Genomic DNA, 19119 nt, shown 5'->3' on the forward strand with positions numbered 1-19119 from the left:
CCGCTTCGACGGGGTGGGCCTGCTCCGGAACCCACCCCGTCGCGCTGAAAGAAAGATACTTCTATGAACAAGCTGCTCGGAGATCCGAAGGCAGTACTAGTCCTTCTTGGCCCAGCCTTCGCTGTGTATTCACTCGTAATGCTGGTGCCCATCTTTTGGTCGCTCGGTTACACGGTGCTCGAAGGGAACTCGGTTACTGGGTTCGAGTTCGTCGGATTCGATAACTTCGTGCGGTTCTTCCAGGATCCAACAGCGATACAGGCTGTCGGATTCACAATCCGATACGCGCTCGTACTCACTCTTTTGCAGGTAGCCGCAGGGTACGGGCTTGCGCTGCTCTACGTGTTTTATCTCAAGCGTGGCTCGGCGATCGTCCGCACTCTCGTTTTCTTTCCTGTCATCCTGCCTACGGTTGCGGTTGCGCTCTTGTTTCGTCGTTTCTTCGAGGCGGCGCCGACGACCGGACCGGTGAACGCGATCATTGAGTTTCTCGGCGGCGCGTCCATCGACTGGTTTGGGCAGCCTGACGCCTCTTTCTGGGTCATCATCCTGATGGACCTGTGGCGATCGATGGGTTTCTACGCCGTGCTTCTCTACGCGGGCGTCGTCGAGATCCCCGACGACATTATCGAGTCGGCTCGCCTAGACGGCGCCAGTGGGCTTCGCCTCGTGCGATCAATCATTGTGCCCTTGTCGCTACCGGTCTTGATGGCCGCGATCATTTTCAGTATCAACGGGACGCTGAAAGTCTTCGACACCGTTGTGGCGCTCACCAACGGAGGGCCGGGTACCGCGACCACTCCGCTCACTGTCTATATGTTCCGCACGTCATTCAGTTTCGGGCAATACGGCTACGGCAGCACGGTGGCGTTGATGCTTTCCCTGCTGTGTCTGGCCGTCACACTCTTCATCTTTCGCGCTTCGCAGCGCGATCTCACGAAGGGCAAGTCATGACCACCACCCGCTCTCCCGAGGGTCGGCGCCTTCGAGTATTCGCTCGCCGACTGCCCATCCTTCTTGGTGTGGCAATTCTGCTTGTCATCGTGGCCTATCCGCTTGTCTGGCTCTTGCTCGGCTCATTCAAGACCCAGGATGAGTTTCTCAGCGAGCCCTTCTGGACGCTGCCGCGGCAGTGGAACTTCGACAACTACATCGAGGCGTTCGTCGGTGGGGGCCTTGGCGGATACATCGTCAACAGCGTGATTGCGGTGTTCCCATCACTCGCCCTCATCGTGATTCTGGGCACAGCCGCCGGCTTCGCGCTAGAGGTCATGGTGTGGAAGGGGCGCGGAATGGTGCTGCTGATGTTCCTCGCCGGCATCATGATTCCGGTGCAGATGATTCTGCTCCCGCTCTTCACGATCTATTTCAATGTGCACCTCACTGGCACGCTTTGGCCGCTCATAATTACCTACGTGGCGATAGGGATGCCGCTGACTGTCTTCATGATGGCGACATATTTTCGGTCGGTGCCTCGCGAGATCTTCGAGGCGGCAGCGCTGGATGGTGCCGGGATCTATCTAATGTTCTGGCGAGTCGGACTACCGCTGGTGAGCAATGCTGTCTTCACGGTCGCCCTCGTGCAGTTCTTCTTCATTTGGAACGACTTGCTGATTGCTCTGACGTTCGTGAACAGCCAAGGACTGCGAACGATTCAGGTCGGCCTCCTCAACTTCACTGGACAGTACGGGGCCGTTGACTACGGTCCGATGTTCGCAGGTATCGCAGTGAACGTCATCGGCACACTCGTGCTCTATCTGTTCCTCAATCAAAAGGTGATGCGCGGCATGACAGCAGGGTCGGTGAAGGGATGATCGCGCAAATCTCAAGACTTCGTGCTGAGCATCGCACCAATGCCTTCGGGCTGGGAACGGCAACTCCGCGTCTTTCTTGGTGGGTTGCCGCCGACGGTGGTGTGCAGGCCTGGGCGGAGATAGAACGCACGACCGCACGCGGCCCGATCGTTGCTCGCATCGATGGTGATGAGCAGGTGCTTGTGACGTGGCCTTTCGAGCCGCTGCGTTCTCGCGAACGAAGTGAAGTGCGAGTGCGCGTCGGGATCAACGTTGGCGAAGGGCGAGAACAACAGGTAAGCGCTTGGAGCAGTGCCTTGGTTGTTGAAGCGGGGTTACTCGAGCGCGATGACTGGGCAAGCAGTCTCATCATTCCCTCTGAAACTGCTGACCATTCTCGATGCAGGCCAGCATGGATGCTGAGAGCTGAGTTCGATCTCGCCACGGCGCCAGTGCGTGCTCGCCTCTACGTCACAGCCCAGGGGCTCTACCGCACCGAAATCAACGGGCGCCGGGTTGGCGACGACGAGTTGGCGCCGGGCTGGACCAGCTACGGTCATCGTTTGCGTGCCCAGGCATACGACGTGACAGAGACAGTGGTGCTAGGGAGCAACGCCATCGGATTTGAAATCGCCGACGGCTGGTTTCGTGGCCACATCGGATTTGACGGTGGAGTATGGGACCTCTATGGCGCCAACGTGGGGGTCCTGGCGCAGCTGGAAGTCACGGCTGACGATGGGACCATCCGCCGCATCGATCTCGACAAGAAATGGCGGACCGCTGTTGGTGGCACGATAGCGACGGGCCTCTACGAGGGGGAGAGCTTCGACGCTCGCCTTCACCCGGAGGGATGGTCAACGGCAGGTTTCGATGACAGCGGATGGATGCACCCGTTGGTGCGGCCCGTTGAGTCGATCGACGCGCGAATCGAGCATGCGATCGCCGAACCCGTGCGTCAGATCGAGCGGCTTGCGCCGGTCATGGTGGAACGACTGCCTAGTGGTCGCGTGCGCCTTGATTTCGGGCAGAACATTTCAGGCCGTCTGGAGATGACAGTGCGCGGTGCGAGCGGTCACCGCATCCGGTTGCACCACGCCGAAGTCCTGGAGGGTGGTGAGCTGGGCATTCGCGCCCTCAGGGCTGCGACGTCAGTCGATGAGTATGTAATCGGTGGGGGCGAGGTGCGCACGTGGCAACCGCGATTCACGATTCACGGCTTCCGGTTCGCGGAGATCGAGAATTGGCCCGATGGTCTTGATGCGAGCGCTCTCGTTCGTGCGGTAGTTCTTCACACCGACATGGAGCGCACTGGCTGGTTCGAATGCTCAGATCCGAACTTGACAAAACTCCACGACAACACCGTCTGGAGCATGCGCGACAATTTTGTGGACCTTCCCACCGATTGTCCGCAGCGTGATGAGCGGATGGGGTGGACGGGTGACATTCAGGTGTTCGCGCCAGCTGCAACGTACTTGTATGGCAGTGGAGGGGTGCTCTCCTCGTGGCTTCGTGACCTGGCGGACGAGCAGCACGAAGATGGAGCCGTGCCCAACTTTGTGCCCTGGGTGCCCTGTGGTTTTCCTGAGCCCGCGTCGCCCGCCTGGGGCGACGCGGCGGCCGTTGTGCCGTGGGCTATGTGGCAGCGGTTTGGTGACCGCGGAATTTTGGCTCAACAGTTTTCGAGCATGCGCGCCTGGGTCGAGCATTTGGCATCACGTGCGGATGAAGACGGGGCTATTCGCTCCGGGTTCTCTTTGGGAGATTGGCTTGATCCGGCCGCGCCGCCTGAGGATCCGGGTGCGGGGCGCACTGACCGTTACCTGGTTGCAACCGCATATCTGGTGAGATCTTCAAGAATCGTTGCCGAAGCGGCCGAGTTGCTCGGCGAGCACGCGCTGCGCAGTCGTTACCACGCTCTTGCGGACCACACGCTGCGAGGTTTTCAAGACGAGCACATCGCGCGGACTGGACGCATGCATGTGGAGACTCCAACGGGGCTGTCGCTAGCGATCGCATGGAACCTTTTCGCGACTGAGGGTCAGCGTGAGACAGGCGGCAGGCGACTGAGCGAACTCGTAGCGGAAGGTGACTACCGTATCTCGACCGGTTTCGTGGGAACGCCCATCATCTGCGATGCGTTAGTACAGACCGGTCATATCGATTCGGCGTACCGCTTGCTTCTAGAGCGAGAGTGCCCCTCCTGGCTATACCCGGTCAGTATGGGAGCAACCACGATATGGGAACGCTGGGACAGCATGTTGCCGGACGGCCGAGTGAACCCCGGTGACATGACTTCTTTTAATCACTACGCGTTGGGTGCGGTAGTCGACTTCCTTCATCGAATCGTCGCAGGGCTTGCGCCACGGGAGTCTGGCTATCGCAGCTTCAACGTTGCGCCGCAGCCTGGGCCTGGTATTGATTGCGCCTCGACCGAACATTTGAGCCCTTATGGACCTATACGTGTTGCATGGCAGCGCGACGGGGACGGACTCAACGTTGACGTGGAAGTTCCGTTTGGGACGACCGCTTACATCCAGATGCCTGGTGATGACAGCCCGCACATCGCTACGAGTGGGCGCCATCGGTTTTCTGCCGCCCCTTCGCAACCGAAAGGACAGATATGTCTTCTCACATGATCCAGCCTGGTAAACCCTGGCTTGATACCAACGGCAATCGAATCCACGCTCATGGCGGTTCGATTCTGACCGTTGACGGAATCTACTACTGGTACGGCGAGAACAAAGAGCACTCAACTCCCGGTAGCGGAATATGGCACTGGGGGGTGCGGTGCTACTCCTCATTGGACCTCATAAATTGGGAAGACCGCGGACTAATTATTCCACCCGACCCAGACGATGAAGAATCCCCTCTGCATCCATCAGCCGGGGTTGATCGTCCGCACATCATCTTCAATGAGCGCACCGGAAAATTTGTTTGTTGGCTGAAGGTTATGTCGAAAGGGTCGGTTCAGCGCTCCACTGTCTTGACGTCGGACAACATTCTTGGCCCATACGAAACGGTGCGCACGTGGCTCCGCCCGTTGGGTATGAGCGCCGGTGACTTCGACCTCGTGACTGACCCTCACGACGGGAAAGGGTATTACTACTTCGAGCGAGTCCATTCCGAGATGATCGTCGCTGATCTCACAGATGACTACACGGATGTCACGGGCTACTATTCGACGCATTTTCCGCAACCTCAGCCCCCGTTCGTGCGCGAGGCGCCCGCATACTTCACTCGAAGTAGAAAGCACTACCTGCTCACGTCTGGCACTACCGGCTACTATCCGAATCCCTCAGAAGCTGCGGTGTCCGCCAGCTACCACGGGCCTTACACGGTGATTGGTGACGTGCATCCGACCGACCCCTCGCGAACGTCTTTCCATTCACAAATTTCGTCGGTTTTCCGCCACCCCACCAAACGTGACCTGTACATCGCTCTTGGCGATCGGTGGCTGCCACGCTATCTCGAGGACGGCGCGCGTGCTCTCACTGAGTTCGAGACGCACTTCGCTCCCGGTCGCGACAGCGACGAGGCGATGGAGGAATTCGCCGCAGTCGATTCATCCATCGCGGACTATGTCTGGTTGCCCATTCGATTCGAGGGTAATCGCCCCGTCATCGAGTGGCGTGATGAGTGGAGCCCGGACGAGTTCGAGGACCTGCCCTAGAGCTGCCTGTGTTCTACCCGAGATGGCGGCCGAGCGTGCTTTCTCGGGCCGTCAACGAAGGCGCAAGAGTTACGTGACGATGCACATGCGCCGCGCCGTCGGCGAGTTCTTCAAGAAGAAGAGTCATCCCGGCGCGGCCCATTTCGTGTCCCGGCAAATTGATAGTTGAGATCGGAACCACACTGTCGTTCGCTGATCGGTTGTCGTCACACGCAATGAGGGCGATGTCGTCTGGAAACCGATATTCAGTTCGATTAAGTATCGCCTGCACCAAGCCGAGAGCGAGCAAATCAGCCGCTGCGACGACGCCATCGGGAAGCGCAGCGGCGGGGCGGTCGCTCAAGATGTTTCCCACATGGCGTCCGTCATCGACGACGACACCGGGAGAGGAAATATGCTCGAAGGTTGCCCCAGGAGCCTCGGCGACTGCCTCGCGTGCGCCGAGGTATCGATCAGCCACCGGTCGCGATTGTTCTAGTGGCCCCCCCACGAAAGCGATGTGGCGGCAGCCGCGTTCGAGAAGGTGCTGTGCTGCGAGACGCCCGGCTAGCCGGTTGTCTGCTGAAACGGCGCACCGACCGGTAAGGTCGGGAGACGCATCGAGCACGACGACCGGTCGGTGCGACCGATCGAGGCGATCGATGCCCAGCATGTTTTCTCCCACCGGCGCAAGAAGAACACCCGCTACCTGTTCCTCGTCGAAGTACTCGATGTAAGAGCGTTGTTTTTCGGGAGCTATGTCGCTGTTCGCTAGCACGAGATATTTGCCTGCTTCGGTCGCGCACTGTTCAGCCCCTCGCGACATATCGGTGAAGTATGAGTTGGCGAGGTCGACGAGGACGAAAGCTACTGTGTTGCTCACGCCGGCTGCCAGGCTGATTGCTGCTCGGTTCCGAACGAATCCCAGCTCGATGATCGATGCGCGTACTCGCTCGAGGATTACCGGAGTCACATGGTCGGGTCGGTTGAGCACTTTAGAGACCGTGCCCAGAGCGACGCCGGCATGTTGAGCCACGTCGCTCATCGTGACGGCACCGCTGCTTCGCGTCCGCCGAGTTTTTGCTTCGCTCATCTCCGAGCTCCTCTCTGCCAACACGTCTGGCACAACTGTAGCGTGAGTGGACCTTGACAGATGAAGCGCTTCACGACAGGATGTGAAGCGCTTCACGCTAGAGCGGCGTTGAAGCGGCGCCGAAACCGGCGCGACGACACAGACAAGGGAGCCTGTGATGTCTATACGCATACGCCGAGCCACTAGCGTTGCCGCAGTCGGAGTACTAATCGGGGCAGCTCTGGTCGGCACCAACCCGGCAACTGCATCGACTGCCGCTGGTGGCCTCGTCGAGGTCACCTACAGCGGATACAACGACGCGGCGACGACGCATCGACTTTCTGCGATGCCCGAGAAAAATCTCAGCGAGGTGACCTCGGCAGACATGCCATCTATCGTCGTCGATCCATCAGTCAAGTATCAGACCTGGGAGGGTTTTGGTGGATCGCTTGAGGATGCCACCGTTTACAACCTCAATCGACTCTCCACGGCCAACCGCGACGCTGCTCTTAACGATCTCTTCGACCCCGTCAGTGGCAATGGCTTTTCTCTGATGCGTGTGCCGATCGGCTGCTCAGATTTTTGCAGAGATGCCCCCAACTATTGGACATATGACGACAACGGTGGCGTTGCCGACCCGCTTCTTGAGAACTTCAGCGTGCAGCGCGACATCGACAACGGGCTCATCGAGATGCTGGGCGACATCACTGCCATAAATCCGACCACACGTTTCTACGCGTCGATGTGGTCACCCCCGGCATGGATGAAAACCAACAGCAGCTTGGTGGGTCCTGAGGAATGGGGCGCATGCGATCAAGAAGATGCACCCCGCGTGCACCACGGCGTATCTACCGGATCAAATGTCGACTACTATCCGATTCTCGCTGACTACTATGTGCGATACATCGAGGCCTATGAAGAACTCGGTGTCCCGATCTATGCCGTCACGCTTCAAAATGAGCCCGACATCAGCATGCCGTATCCAAGTACCTGCTTCACTCCGGCACAGCTCGCCGACTTCGCTGTTGAGCTTGGCTCCGCCTTCAGTTCAGCGGGCATCGATGCGCTCATCTGGGGGCTCGACGGAAACGAGCAAGGCACGTTCCCATATAGCGATGCGCTCCTCGGCGACCCCGCGGTCGTTGACTATGTCGATGGGTTGGGATGGCATAACTACGGCGGCACGGCTGTCTGGCAGCCAACCGCCGTCATCGGTGCTTACGCCGGAAAGACAGCGCATGTCACCGAAATCTCGAATGGCGCCGCGCGTTTGATCGAGTATTTCCGCAACGCCGTGTCGAGCTACTCCTATTGGGTCACGATGTATGAGTTTTCACCGGGACCGAGTCCGAGCTTCTGGGGCGACAAACCGCGCGACCCCGCGACTGATCCTGATTTTTACTCGCCCTCAATCGTGTCGTTCCTTGACGGTGACCCAACCAATTACCAGCTCAACGGGTGGTATTACTCGTTCGGGCAATTCTCCCGCTACATCCAGACGGGCGCTCATCGTATCGACAGCTCAGAAATCGTCTCTGACACGGTCAGCAACGTCGCCTTCGAGAACCCGGACGGCACCATCGTGATCATCGCAACTAACCGGGGAAACTCGCCATACAATTCGGCGCTTACTAACCCAGCGCCGGCAACCGTGCGCTTCGTAACTCCCAGCGGCGAGTTTCGCGACACGCTGCCAGGCGACACCATCGCCACCTACGTCGTTACGCCGACGACAGGCGCGGAAGCTTCGGTCGTGGCAGCGTCCGCGTCCGCAGCTCGCGAGGGGAACGCTGCTTTTCAAGCAATCGATGGCGACTCCGCGACGTTCTGGACGACAGGTGCTAATCAAGCCGCCGGACAAGCCTTCACTCTTGATCTCGGTGATGTGCGTACCGTTGATCAACTCACGCTCACACACGGCACACTCTCTGGGGACTTCGCAGCGGCCTACGAACTGAAGGCATCCACTGACGGAGTGACCTGGGGGAGCCCGGTCGCATCCGGCTCTGGAACACGCGACATAACCAACATCACCTTTGACAAGGTCAACGCTCGATACCTGCAGGTCAGCCTCACCACCGGAGCGCCGCGCTGGTGGAGCGTGGCTGAGGCAACGGCTTATGACTCGACCACCGGGCTATTGGACGGCAGCTCCATGTCAGCCGTCGCCTCGGCAACGAATGGTGCCGAGGTAGCTGATCGAGCGCTCGACGGCACTGCCACGTCGCGGTGGAGCAGCGGCGAAGCACAGCAGCCGGGCCAAAACTTCACCATCGACCTCGGCGACTCGCGTTTGGTGACGGCCATTGAGCTCGACAGTGGGTCGTGGGTAGGGGACGAGCCTCGCGGGTGGGAAGTGCAGGCATCCGATGACGGAGTCTCGTGGGGACCGGTGCTTGCTAGCGGGCTCGGGTCGCCCGGCGCGACACGTATCGCGATAGCGCCCAGCCCTGCGCAGTATTGGAGAATCACTCAGACTGGAACGGCGGCGAACAACTTCTGGACCATAGCCGAAGCTCGCGTCTATGGGACTTCGGCCGAACTGCCAGCGATCGAAGATGTGCCGCTAGATCGTGCAGGATGGTCGGCCACCGCGTCGAATGCTGGGCCGACGGGTGCTGGTGAGGCGTTGGATGGGCTCCTTGATACTCGGTGGGCGTCCGGCGCGGCGCAAAGCGGCAATGAGTGGTTTCAGGTTGATTTGGGCGCAGTGGAGACATTCTCTGCCGTGCAATTGAACGCCGCGGGGCCGCCCGATTGGGCAGATCAGCTCGCGCGGACCTACCGCGGCGACTTTGCGCGGGGATATGAGGTGTACGTATCCAGCGGCGACTCGTGGACGCTCGTTGCAAGCGGTGCTGGTGACTCGGCGGCAGACTTCATCCGTTTCCCCGAGCAGACTGCGCGCTACATCAACGTTCACCAGACTGGAACTTCCGCATATTGGTGGGGTATCGCAGAGTTCTACGCGTACGAATAGATGCCATGCGACGGCAGAGAGCATCCGCCCGCTGAGTCGCGTTTACTTCGTGTCCACTCCACGGACACGCGATTGATGTCTGAGTCGGGTGTTCTGTCGCGATGAAGATTCCACGATCGCTTGTACCCGGACTCGCGGCGTTGGCTCTCTCATCCGCGCTCGTTGGGTGCACGGCTTCATTCGCACCTGAGACAACCGCATCGACGACTGCATTCGCTGATGACGTTGTGCCCGAGCCCGGCCGCACGATCGAAGCAGCCGAGATCGACGCCAACACCGATACCTCGCTGACCGGTTATCGCATCGCCGTCGTGAACGTTGCGAGTGCTGGCTCGGACGCGATGCTCGACGGCGTCGTCGCCTTCGCCGAAGAAAAGAATGCGGATGTCGAGATCTTCGATGCGGCGGACGGCGACGATGTGGCGGGTGCCGTGGGCGACGCAATCGCGGCGCACCCCGATCTCGTTGTCGGGCTCGGTGAGAGTGTTGTCGACACCTTCTCGTTCGAGACCGCTCAGGTGCTCTACCAGCAGTTCTTGATCCTCGGCGCGCAGGTGGCAGAACCCACAGCGAATGTGACAGCCGTCATCTGGGAGGGCGCCACGTCGCGCGGATCTGCGGCGTCGGCCGACGGTGATCTGAATGGGGCGAACGTCACCGCGGAGTTCTCACGCAGCGTCGTGGGGGTAGGTGTCGCAAGCATCGAGTACGGAGTCACCGGGGTTATCGTCGCGGTAGACGCCCCGGGCTAAAAAAGGTTTTTCTCACGAACTGTGCGCTGATCGGGAGCAATCCGAAACACGTTGCCAGCAGTATGACTGTCGTTTACCTAGCGATCTCCTCCCGGATATTTCGAACGATCAAGTTGGTCGCGGGCGTGCACTCTGCCCACATCCCCTCACCACACAATCCAGATTGGCGTGACCTCTTTTGCTGAATAAGAATGCGACACCGGCTTCCGCCGGTGTCACGCGTGGGAAACGGATCGGGCGGCGCAGCGTTGCCGGCGCGGTCCTTCTCTCTCTGACTGCTGCCTCACTTGCCGCGACTGCGCTCCCCGCTGCAGCGGTCACTTCGCCCCGTGCCGCTGTGAATGCGGTCGCGTCGGACGGCATCGCCGTCGAGCCTGTGCGAATTCAGGCCGAGGACTACACGAGTGACAACGGCAACGGACTGAAAAAAGAAACCAGTTCCGACGCCACAGGAATGTCGCTCGGGAACGTCGGCGGCAGTTGGGATGGTGGTGAGATTGTCTTCGACAAGGTAAGCCTCGGCGCCACCCCGCTGTCGAGCCTCACCGTCCGCTATGTAAATAACTCGGGTCGCGTAGGCCAGAACCCCTCACTCGAGTTCTACCTCGATGACAAGTCGGAGGCGAACAAGCTCACTACCGTCGCGCTTCCGGTCACGGGGTCCAACTGGAACGCCTACAACACGACAACCGTCGAGCTTCCTCGCGAGGTTTCGGGCGACCACAAGTTGATTGTTGTGATGCGGGTCACCGCCGACTCAGGTCACCCCTACGTTGGCAATTTCGACTACTTCGAGTTCGCGCCAGAAGCGCTTCCGGAGACGTACCTCACGACTGACGACGAGTGGAAGTACTCAGACAACGCCACTGACCCGTCGGGCAATGGTTCGCTTTCTTGGACCACCGCCGAATTCGATGACAGTGCGTGGAAGCAGGCCGCTGGTTCGTTCGGTTCGAAGAAGGGCGCTGCCGACCTCGGCGGCGGCTTCGTCGCCGACACGCTGCTTCAGTATCTGAAGCCCGGTTCTGCCGACACCGTCGAGACTTACCACTTCCGGACAGATGTTGACATCAGTGCGGGTGAGCTGGCGCAGCTCGACTCCCTGCAGGGTTCGATCACTTACGACGATGCTGTGCGGGTTTACGTCAATGGTGTGAAGGTCGCTGGGTTTGAAGATGAGCGCGTCAACGGCGCGGCGAACCAGAACTTGACGTACGCGGGTAACAGTAACGGCGACCCCCGCACAAGCTCGTTCACGGTCCCGGCCGATCTTCTCGAGGCGGGTGAGAACACGGTCTCGGTCGCTCTTTACCAGGACCGCGCCACAAGCAGTGACATCTACCTCGATGTCACTGCGCTTAGTCCCGTCGCGAACGCGCCGGAGGTGCCCGAGGGCCCGGTCGTTGCGAAGATCACGGACGTCGCGCTCGGTGTGGGCGAGACCGAAGCTGAGCGTAATCTCGCGTGGTACTCAGACGTTGACGTGGCGCAGGTCGCTCAGCTTGCTCCCGCATCTGCTGTCGTCGATGGTGCATTCCCTGAATCAGCGACAACTGTCGAAGCTGTCAAGACGGGCGGAACGTCGAGTGGCGAGTTCTTCCGTGACGCTGTGTTCGCCGATCTCTCGGAAAACACCCAGTACGCCTATCGAGTTGGTAGTGAAGAGACCGGTTGGTCGGACATCTACACGTTCCGCACCCAGGACTTCAGTGGCGACTTCTCGTTCTTGTTCTTCGGTGACCCGCAACTCGGTGCTTCGGGCAATTTGCAGCGCGATGGTGCTGGTTGGCTCGACACCCTGAACGTCGCGACCGAGAGCTACCCCGACGCTGAGCTCCTGTTCTCCGCGGGTGACCAGGTCGAGAGTGCAGCGAATGAGTCACAGTACGAGTCGCTGTTTGCGCCCGAGCAGATGCAGAGCATTCCGTTCGTAGCGACGAACGGAAACCACGACGTGGGGTCGAAGGCGTACGAGCAGCACTTCAACGTGCCGAATGAGGACCTCACAGCCGGTGCCGGAAGCTCAACATCGTCGGGTGGCGACTACTGGTTCATCTACAAGGACGTGTTGTTCGTCAACCTCAACTCGAACAGTCGCGACTATGCATCGCACAACGCGTTCATGGACAAGGTCATTGCCGAGCAGGGCGACAAGGCGTCGTGGCGTGTACTTGCTTTCCATCACTCGATCTACTCGGTCGCTGCACACTCGAACGACGGCGACATTCTTGACCGACGTGGCACGATGCCGCAGAAGATCTCGGAGCTCGACTTCGATGTCGTGCTGATGGGTCACGACCATAACTACACCCGCAGCTACCTCATCAAGGACGGCCAAATGGCCGACGCGCAGGAGCTTGCTGGTCAGTCGAGCGTCGAAGCGAAAGATGGTGAAGTGCTTTACGTCACTGCCAACTCGGCGAGTGGCTCGAAGTACTACAACACGACTGTGCCCGACGCGTGGTTTGCCTCGGTGATGAACCAGGAGAAAGTACGCAACTATTCGGTTCTCGAAGTTACCGATGAGGACATCACGATGCGCACGCTGCGCAGCGAGTCAAACGGCTCGTCAAAGCCGGTGAACAGCGTCGTCGACGAGGTAGTGCTCACGAGGGACGCGGCTCCCGAGCTGAGCGTGCCGGCGGATTCTGAGATCGCTTTCGGCGACACCTTCGATGCGCTCGAAGGCGTGACTGCGATCGACAACGTTGACGGTGACCTCACCACGAAGATCACGGTAACGGGTACGGTCGACACTGCCACTGCGGGTACCTACAGCCTCACCTACGCGGTGAAGGATGCGCGTGGCAACGAGTCGACCGTCACGCGCGTCGTCACGGTGATGCCCAAAGCCGAAGAGCCCGGCACAGAAGAGCCCGGAACCGAAGAGCCCGGCACGGAAGAGCCGGGCACGGAAGAGCCGGGCACGGAAGAGCCGGGCACGGAAGAGCCGGGCACGGAAGAGCCCGGAACTGAAGAGCCGAGTGCGGGTAAGCCGGGCTTCACGCCGGGCGCTCCCGTTGCAGACGGCGCTGACCTGCCGTTCGCCCTGAAGGACAAGGTAGAGGCGACGATCAACGGCCGCACCGTGACTCTCAGTGGTCTGGTTGGCGACAGCTGGCACTACGTCTACGCCTACTCGGCCCCTACCGGGCTTGGTTGGGTGCAGTCCGCTGCCTCTGGTACCGCGACGGTGACGCTTCCCGCGTCGCTTGAGGCTGGTACTCACCGCATTGCGGTGACCGACGCCGAAGGAGCACTCGTCGGCTGGGCTGAAGTTACGATCGCTGCACCGGCCGGAAGCGGCCTCGCTGTCACTGGTTCGGATGCTGCAGCCGCTTGGGGCTTCGGCACGCTCGGCGCGCTCATGCTCGCCGCCGGCGGAGTGCTGCTTATCGCACGCCGCCGCGTCACTGCCACGCGCTGACGCACCCGCATCATCGGGGACCGGGACACATCACCCGGTCCCCGATGATCGCCCCGCTTCACACTGCCTTCTTTTTCTCTTCCCCCCTCTCACAGGAGAACCAGCGCATGTCTCTTTCGACCAGATCCCTCCGGCTCGTCGCCGTGGGTGTGCTCGCCGCCCTTGTTGGCACCGGACTCGTGCCCGCAGCTGCAATCGCAGCCCCGGGTGAAGCAAAGGTCGAAACCAACGACTTCGCCGCGCTGGTGAACTCCTTCGTGTCTACCGAGGATGACTTCGGCCAGGACCTTCCTGGAGCCGAGGCACCCAACTCGATCATCAAGATCAACCCGATGACGACACCGGGTCGCTCACACAGCGGATACGACTACGCAGAAGACCAGATCGCTGGTTTCACTCACACCAACCTCAACGGCGTCGGCGGCTCAGGCGGCGGCGGCGACCTTCTGGTCGTTCCCACATATGAGAGCTACACCAGTCGTCCCTCGACAAACACGTACGCGAAAAACTTCAGTCACGATGACGAGGAAGCCGAGCCCGGCTACTACGGCGTCGACCTGCAGACGACTAAGGGCGCGATCCTCGCCGAGGCGACCACCGATGTACGCACGGGGCAGGATCGCTTCACCTTCCCGCAGGCGGGCACGGCATCCGTCGTCGTTGACCTCCGCAATAACTTCACAAGCCGCCGCGACGCGTCCATTTCGTACGAGAAGTTGGGCGATGGGCGAGTAACGCTGTCGGGTGAGTTCACCGGACACTTCAACGGTTACGACTACCGCATGTATTACCACGCTGAGTCGACGAGCGCCGTCAAAACTGTTCGTACCTGGGGTGGATCGGGTGCACTCGGCGCGTCGAAAGAGCAGAAGGGCACCGACATCGGTGCGGTCCTTGAATTCAACGTGGCCGCCGGCGAGCAGGTCGGCCTGACCGTCGCGATCTCACCTATTAGCGCCGCACAGGCGCGCACCGATCTCGGCGTTGAGATGGGTGATCGCAGCTTTGAAGAAGTGCGAAGCGACACGAAGGCAGACTGGAACGAAATCCTCGGGCGTCTCGCTGTCACGGCATCAGAGACCAGCGATCCAGACGGCGAACTGCAGGAGCTCTTCTACACACACCTGTACCGGATGTTCGGCTCTCCCGTAAACGCTACGAGCACCAGCGGAACCTATCGTGGGCTCGACGGCGAGATCCGCACCGCCGAGGGTTACACCCACTACGACGGATGGGGATTCTGGGACGACTTCCGCAAATACGAAGTGCTTGCCGTCGGATACCCAGAGGTATTCAGTGACATGGCGCAATCGGTTGTCGATCTCTACTCTTCGTTCGCGAAGACGGGTAGCGCCTCGCTCTCGAATCGCGTCCACTCTGTGCCCACCGTGCGATTTGAACGCGCCGCAATCGTCGTTGCTGACGCGGTCGCCAAGGGGGCAGACCTGCGCGGTCTCGAAGAAGCATGGCCAGCGCTCGTTTCACAGTCGCAGGGCGGATACGCGAACGCCGACAATGTGAAGCGCGGCTACATCGCGAACGAGGTCGACGACACGCTCGGTACCGCCTATGACGACACGGCCATGGCCACGATCGCTGATGCTCTCGGGCGCACCGATGAAGCTGATGCCTATCGCCTGCGTGCGGCGAACTGGACGAACCTCTACAAAGATGATGCGGTCACGCTCGCTGACGGCTCGAAGGCCGGGCTCGTCTTTCCTAAAGACGCCGACGGCAAGTGGAGCACAGCCGACCCGGAGCGGTTCGAAGCCGGCAACGTCTACCAGGGCACCCTGTGGCAGTACAACTGGTACGTCGCAGGTGACATGGGCGGAATGATCGAAAAGATGGGCGGCGAAGATGCGACGCTATCGGCGCTCAGCTTCATGTTCGGCGAGCAAGCTCCAAACGACGGAAAGCGGATGCTGCACGCCAACGCCAACGAGATCGATCTGCAAGCGCCCTATCTCTTCAACTACGTAGGTGAGCCCTCGAAGACTCAGCACTGGGTCCGCAGTATCTACACGAAAGAGACCTGGAACCGTTACATCGCGACCGGTTCGACGAATGAGGCCCCCACGGGCGGCGGTGAGTTCAATCCACCGGTGAAGACGAAGGTCTACCAGAACTCCCCGCAGGGTTTCCTACCGACGATGGACAACGACACTGGCACGATGTCTTCGATGTTCGTCGCCGCAGCGATTGGCCTCTTCCCTGTGGCAGCCGGGTCGGATGAATACCAGATCGGCTCGCCCTTCTTCGAGAATGTCAGCATCAACTACGAGAGCGGTCGCACCTTCGATATCGCAGCGAACGGTGTCTCGCCCGACGACTATTACATCCAGTCAGCGACGCTCGATGGCGAAGGGTTCGACCGCACCTGGGTGACCTACGATCAGCTCACCTCGGGAGGTTCGCTCAGTTTCGAGATGGCAGACGAGCCCTCCGATTGGGCGGCCGACGGCGTTGCGGCGTCGTCGCTCAGCGACGAACTTCCGACCAGCGTCTATGAGCCCACCAGCGCGATCTCCCTTGACTCGCGTGAGTTCGTTGAGACCGAAACCGGCGACGGCAGCATCGGCAACACCATTGAGCTGACGATCACGAACGGCCGATTCTCCGGTCGTGATGGAGACGACCTCATTGCGTCGGGAGCGATCAGTGCACACAATGTGCCAGAAGGCCTTGACCTGCGAGCCACCCGCTCGGGCGATAGATCGGTCACTCTCCACCTCGATGGCGCCGCGACTACATCCGGCGTTCTCGAGAGCATCGACGACCTCGGCATCGAGATATCGGATGCCGCTTTCAGCCGGATGCCGTCGACTGGTCCCCGTGATTTCGAGCTCAAAGTTACCTTCGTCGGTGCCTCGCTGTCGGCTGACCGCACAACTGTGCTCGCGGCCCCCGATGGAACGGTCGATGCGACTGTTGCCATGGCGATGAATGGCGCCACGTTTGCCGGTGCGGCCGGACGTGACCTGATCGCAGACGGAGTCCTGACTGTTTCGGGACTACCCGCCGGTGTCACAGTCGCTGGAGTGCTGCGTTCGCCGACCGAACTCGACCTGCGACTGGGCGGATCCCTCGGTGACGCTCAAAGCGCGTCGTTCACGCTGGTTTTCGCTGACGGAGCGCTGAACGGAGTGCACGCGTCTAGCCTCCGAGGTGACGGAGTTTCTGGGCTTCGGTCGTTGACACTCGAGGTCGACCGCGAATGGCGGAGCCAGCTCGCGGCCTTGCTGGCCGACGCTGACCTGGTCGAGCGTGGCTCGTACTCGACGGCATCCTTCACCGCGTTCGCCGCCGCTCGCGAGTCAGCGCGCACAACTCTCGCCGACGACAAGTCATCTGAGGATGCCGTGCGGGCCGAGCTCGATGCCCTCACGCGTGCCGCCGACGCGCTGCAGATTGCTCCCGCGTCTGATCGTGTGGTGCTCGATGGGATCACCTTCGGTGACGTTGCCTTCGACGATGATTTCTCGACCGACCGCCTTTCGGAGTACACGACCTATGGTGATTCTGCCGAGCCGGCAGCGGCACTCGCGGTTGATGCGGCTGAAGGAGTGTTGACAGCAACGGCCGACGGTCGCCGCTGGAGTCATATTGCCTTTCCGGCGGAACCCGGCGACAGCTTCGCGCTCGTTGTCGAACCTCGGAGCTTCGCGGCTACTGGGGCAAGCGAAGACAGCCTCTTTCTCGGGCTCACCGATGGGGTCGGCAATCGCGTGCACAGCTGGTTCAACAACTCGCGTGGCGAGAGCGGCTTCGATGCTGTGGTGGGTGGCGAAGGACGCAACCTCAACACCGGTAATCAGAGCGGGCTTTCTTGGCAGCCAGGCGACCGGTTGGCGACGGTTGTCGACCACGGCACGATCACGTCGTGGATTGAGCAGAACGGCTCGTGGCGAAAGCTTCGCGCCGGTGCCTTAGATGGAGTGCTCACAGCGGAGCAGTTGCAGAGCTGGAAGCCGACGGTGAGCCTGCGCCTCGACACGGGGACAATCAGCCTCGACCGTGTGACGCTATTGCGCGCTGACTCGGCGGCGGCTGTTTTGCCCGCGAGGATCGAGGCGGAAGAGTTCACCTCGTCGAGCGGCGGCTCTTTGATCGCCGAAGGTACAAGCCCATCGGGCAACGTCGGTGGCACCTACGACGGTGGCGAGCTCGTGTACGAAGATTCCTCGTTTGGCACCGGGCCGTTGGCGACCGTGACAGTGCGCTCGTCAACGCGCGACGAGCGTGTCGGCGCCAATCCGCGATTGGAGTTCTACCTCGACGAGAAGTCGGACGCCGGAAAAGTGGCATCCGTTTCGTTGCCGAAGACGGGCGGGTGGGGCAACTACGTGACGACGACACTCGATCTCGACAGGCCGGTGTCGGGGCGCCACACCCTCATTGTGGTGATGCACTCAGACCCGATTGCCGGTCAGTCTTTCCAGTACGTATCCAACCTGGACTGGTGGGAGTTTGCACCCGCAGCGGACTCCGTAGAGCCCGCAGATCGCTCTGCGCTTCAGGCTGCTGTTGCCGGAGCGCAGGACGCCAAGGCGCAGGAGGACCGCTACGTCGCCATGGACTTCAGAGTGTTCCTCGGCGCCTTGAACACGGCAACGAAAGTGGCCGACGATGCGTCAGCAACGCAGGGTGAGGTCGATGAGGCACTGCGCGTACTGGAGGCCGCTCACGGTCAACTCGTGTGGAAAGTAGCACGCACGCTCCCTGGCCTGATCACTCAGGCCGAGGCAGTGGTGCGCGAGGGGTACACATCCGAATCGCTCGCGGCGCTCGATGCTGCGCTTGATGGTGCGCGGAACGTGGCGGATGACGCGACCTACGAGACGTATGTCTCGGCGTTCGATTCGCTAAAGGCCGCGCTCGAGGGACTAGCGACGCCCGGACCCGGCACTGAGGAGCCAGGAACTGAGGAGCCGGGCACGGAAGAACCGGGCACGGAAGAACCCGGCACGGAAGAACCAGGAACTGAGGAGCCGGGAAGCGGCAAACCAAGCTTCATCCCGGCAGCGCCGAGTGCGGATGGCAGCGACTTGCCGCTCGTCTTCCAGGACGTCATCACGGCGACAGTTTCGGGTCGTCAGGTGACTGTCGGTGGTCTCGGTGGCGGTGAATGGCACTTCGGCTACGTGTTCTCCGCACCTCGGGCGCTCGGGTGGTCGATCGCCGACGCCGGCGGCGAAGCGACGATGATGCTGCCCTCCGACCTGCCGGCCGGTGTGCACCGCTTGGCCGTCCTCGACGGCTCGGGGAGCCTCGTGGGCTGGACGGAGATCACAGTAGCGGTGACGAGCAGCCTGCCCGCCACGGGCGCTGATGCATCTCCGATGTGGTGGGCAGGCCTGATCGCGGCATTCTCTGTCTTGATCGGCGCTGTGCTCGTTGTGCGACGACGTCGCTCGATCAAGTTGTGAGGCGGCGCTTGTTGGTC

General features: G+C 60.9%; 9 protein-coding genes. 8 read left to right on the forward strand and 1 reads right to left on the reverse strand.

The window, feature by feature from the left end; translation table 11 throughout:
• The first annotated feature begins 63 nt into the window (after positions 1 to 63).
• The 4 genes from FHS06_RS03900 to FHS06_RS03915 are packed head-to-tail and all read left to right on the forward strand — an operon-like array spanning position 64 to position 5463.
• Positions 64 to 954: a carbohydrate ABC transporter permease gene (locus tag FHS06_RS03900; RefSeq protein WP_167045690.1), complete on the forward strand. Its 891-nt coding sequence runs from the start codon at positions 64 to 66 to the stop codon at positions 952 to 954.
• Entirely contained in the window at positions 951 to 1814 is an 864-nt protein-coding gene (locus FHS06_RS03905) for a carbohydrate ABC transporter permease (protein WP_167045693.1), read from the forward strand. The genes FHS06_RS03900 and FHS06_RS03905 overlap by 4 nt, the downstream gene beginning before the upstream one ends.
• Complete coding sequence (locus FHS06_RS03910) at positions 1811 to 4429, forward strand: alpha-L-rhamnosidase (RefSeq protein WP_167045695.1); 2619 nt, start codon at positions 1811 to 1813, stop codon at positions 4427 to 4429. Before FHS06_RS03905 ends, FHS06_RS03910 begins: the two co-directional genes overlap by 4 nt.
• Positions 4414 to 5463: a family 43 glycosylhydrolase gene (locus FHS06_RS03915; RefSeq protein ID WP_167045699.1), complete on the forward strand. Its 1050-nt coding sequence runs from the start codon at positions 4414 to 4416 to the stop codon at positions 5461 to 5463. Before FHS06_RS03910 ends, FHS06_RS03915 begins: the two co-directional genes overlap by 16 nt.
• 13 nt (positions 5464 to 5476) lie before the next feature.
• Here the strand turns inward: FHS06_RS03915 and FHS06_RS03920 are convergent, their stop codons facing one another.
• Positions 5477 to 6535 carry a LacI family DNA-binding transcriptional regulator gene (locus FHS06_RS03920; protein WP_167045702.1) on the reverse strand — a complete coding sequence of 353 codons (1059 nt, stop codon included), beginning with the start codon at positions 6533 to 6535 and terminating at the stop codon, positions 5477 to 5479.
• A 157-nt stretch (positions 6536 to 6692) separates the two neighbouring features.
• On the opposite strand from FHS06_RS03920, the gene FHS06_RS03925 reads away from it, so the two are divergent.
• From FHS06_RS03925 to FHS06_RS03940, 4 genes are all read left to right on the forward strand, one after another.
• Positions 6693 to 9494, forward strand: a complete 2802-nt coding sequence (locus tag FHS06_RS03925; RefSeq protein WP_167045705.1) for a discoidin domain-containing protein — start codon at positions 6693 to 6695, stop codon at positions 9492 to 9494.
• A 101-nt stretch (positions 9495 to 9595) separates the two neighbouring features.
• Entirely contained in the window at positions 9596 to 10246 is a 651-nt protein-coding gene (locus FHS06_RS03930; RefSeq protein ID WP_167045708.1) for a hypothetical protein, read from the forward strand.
• 337 nt (positions 10247 to 10583) lie between these two features.
• Positions 10584 to 13673 carry an immunoglobulin-like domain-containing protein gene (locus FHS06_RS03935; RefSeq protein WP_167045710.1) on the forward strand — a complete coding sequence of 1030 codons (3090 nt, stop codon included), beginning with the start codon at positions 10584 to 10586 and terminating at the stop codon, positions 13671 to 13673.
• Positions 13674 to 13780: 107 nt separating this feature from the next.
• Positions 13781 to 19102, forward strand: a complete 5322-nt coding sequence (locus tag FHS06_RS03940; protein ID WP_167045711.1) for a glycoside hydrolase domain-containing protein — start codon at positions 13781 to 13783, stop codon at positions 19100 to 19102.
• Positions 19103 to 19119: the final 17 nt, after the last annotated feature.

This window comes from Microbacterium halimionae (assembly GCF_011761265.1).
GTDB lineage: Bacteria > Actinomycetota > Actinomycetes > Actinomycetales > Microbacteriaceae > Microbacterium > Microbacterium halimionae.

Coding starts and splice junctions, on each gene's coding strand:
- FHS06_RS03900 (WP_167045690.1), top strand. CDS start 64: ATGAACAAGCTGCTCGGAGATCCGAAGGCAGTACTAGTCCTTCTTGGC.
- FHS06_RS03905 (WP_167045693.1), top strand. CDS start 951: ATGACCACCACCCGCTCTCCCGAGGGTCGGCGCCTTCGAGTATTCGCT.
- FHS06_RS03910 (WP_167045695.1), top strand. CDS start 1,811: ATGATCGCGCAAATCTCAAGACTTCGTGCTGAGCATCGCACCAATGCC.
- FHS06_RS03915 (WP_167045699.1), top strand. CDS start 4,414: ATGTCTTCTCACATGATCCAGCCTGGTAAACCCTGGCTTGATACCAAC.
- FHS06_RS03920 (WP_167045702.1), bottom strand. CDS start 6,535: ATGAGCGAAGCAAAAACTCGGCGGACGCGAAGCAGCGGTGCCGTCACG.
- FHS06_RS03925 (WP_167045705.1), top strand. CDS start 6,693: ATGTCTATACGCATACGCCGAGCCACTAGCGTTGCCGCAGTCGGAGTA.
- FHS06_RS03930 (WP_167045708.1), top strand. CDS start 9,596: ATGAAGATTCCACGATCGCTTGTACCCGGACTCGCGGCGTTGGCTCTC.
- FHS06_RS03940 (WP_167045711.1), top strand. CDS start 13,781: ATGTCTCTTTCGACCAGATCCCTCCGGCTCGTCGCCGTGGGTGTGCTC.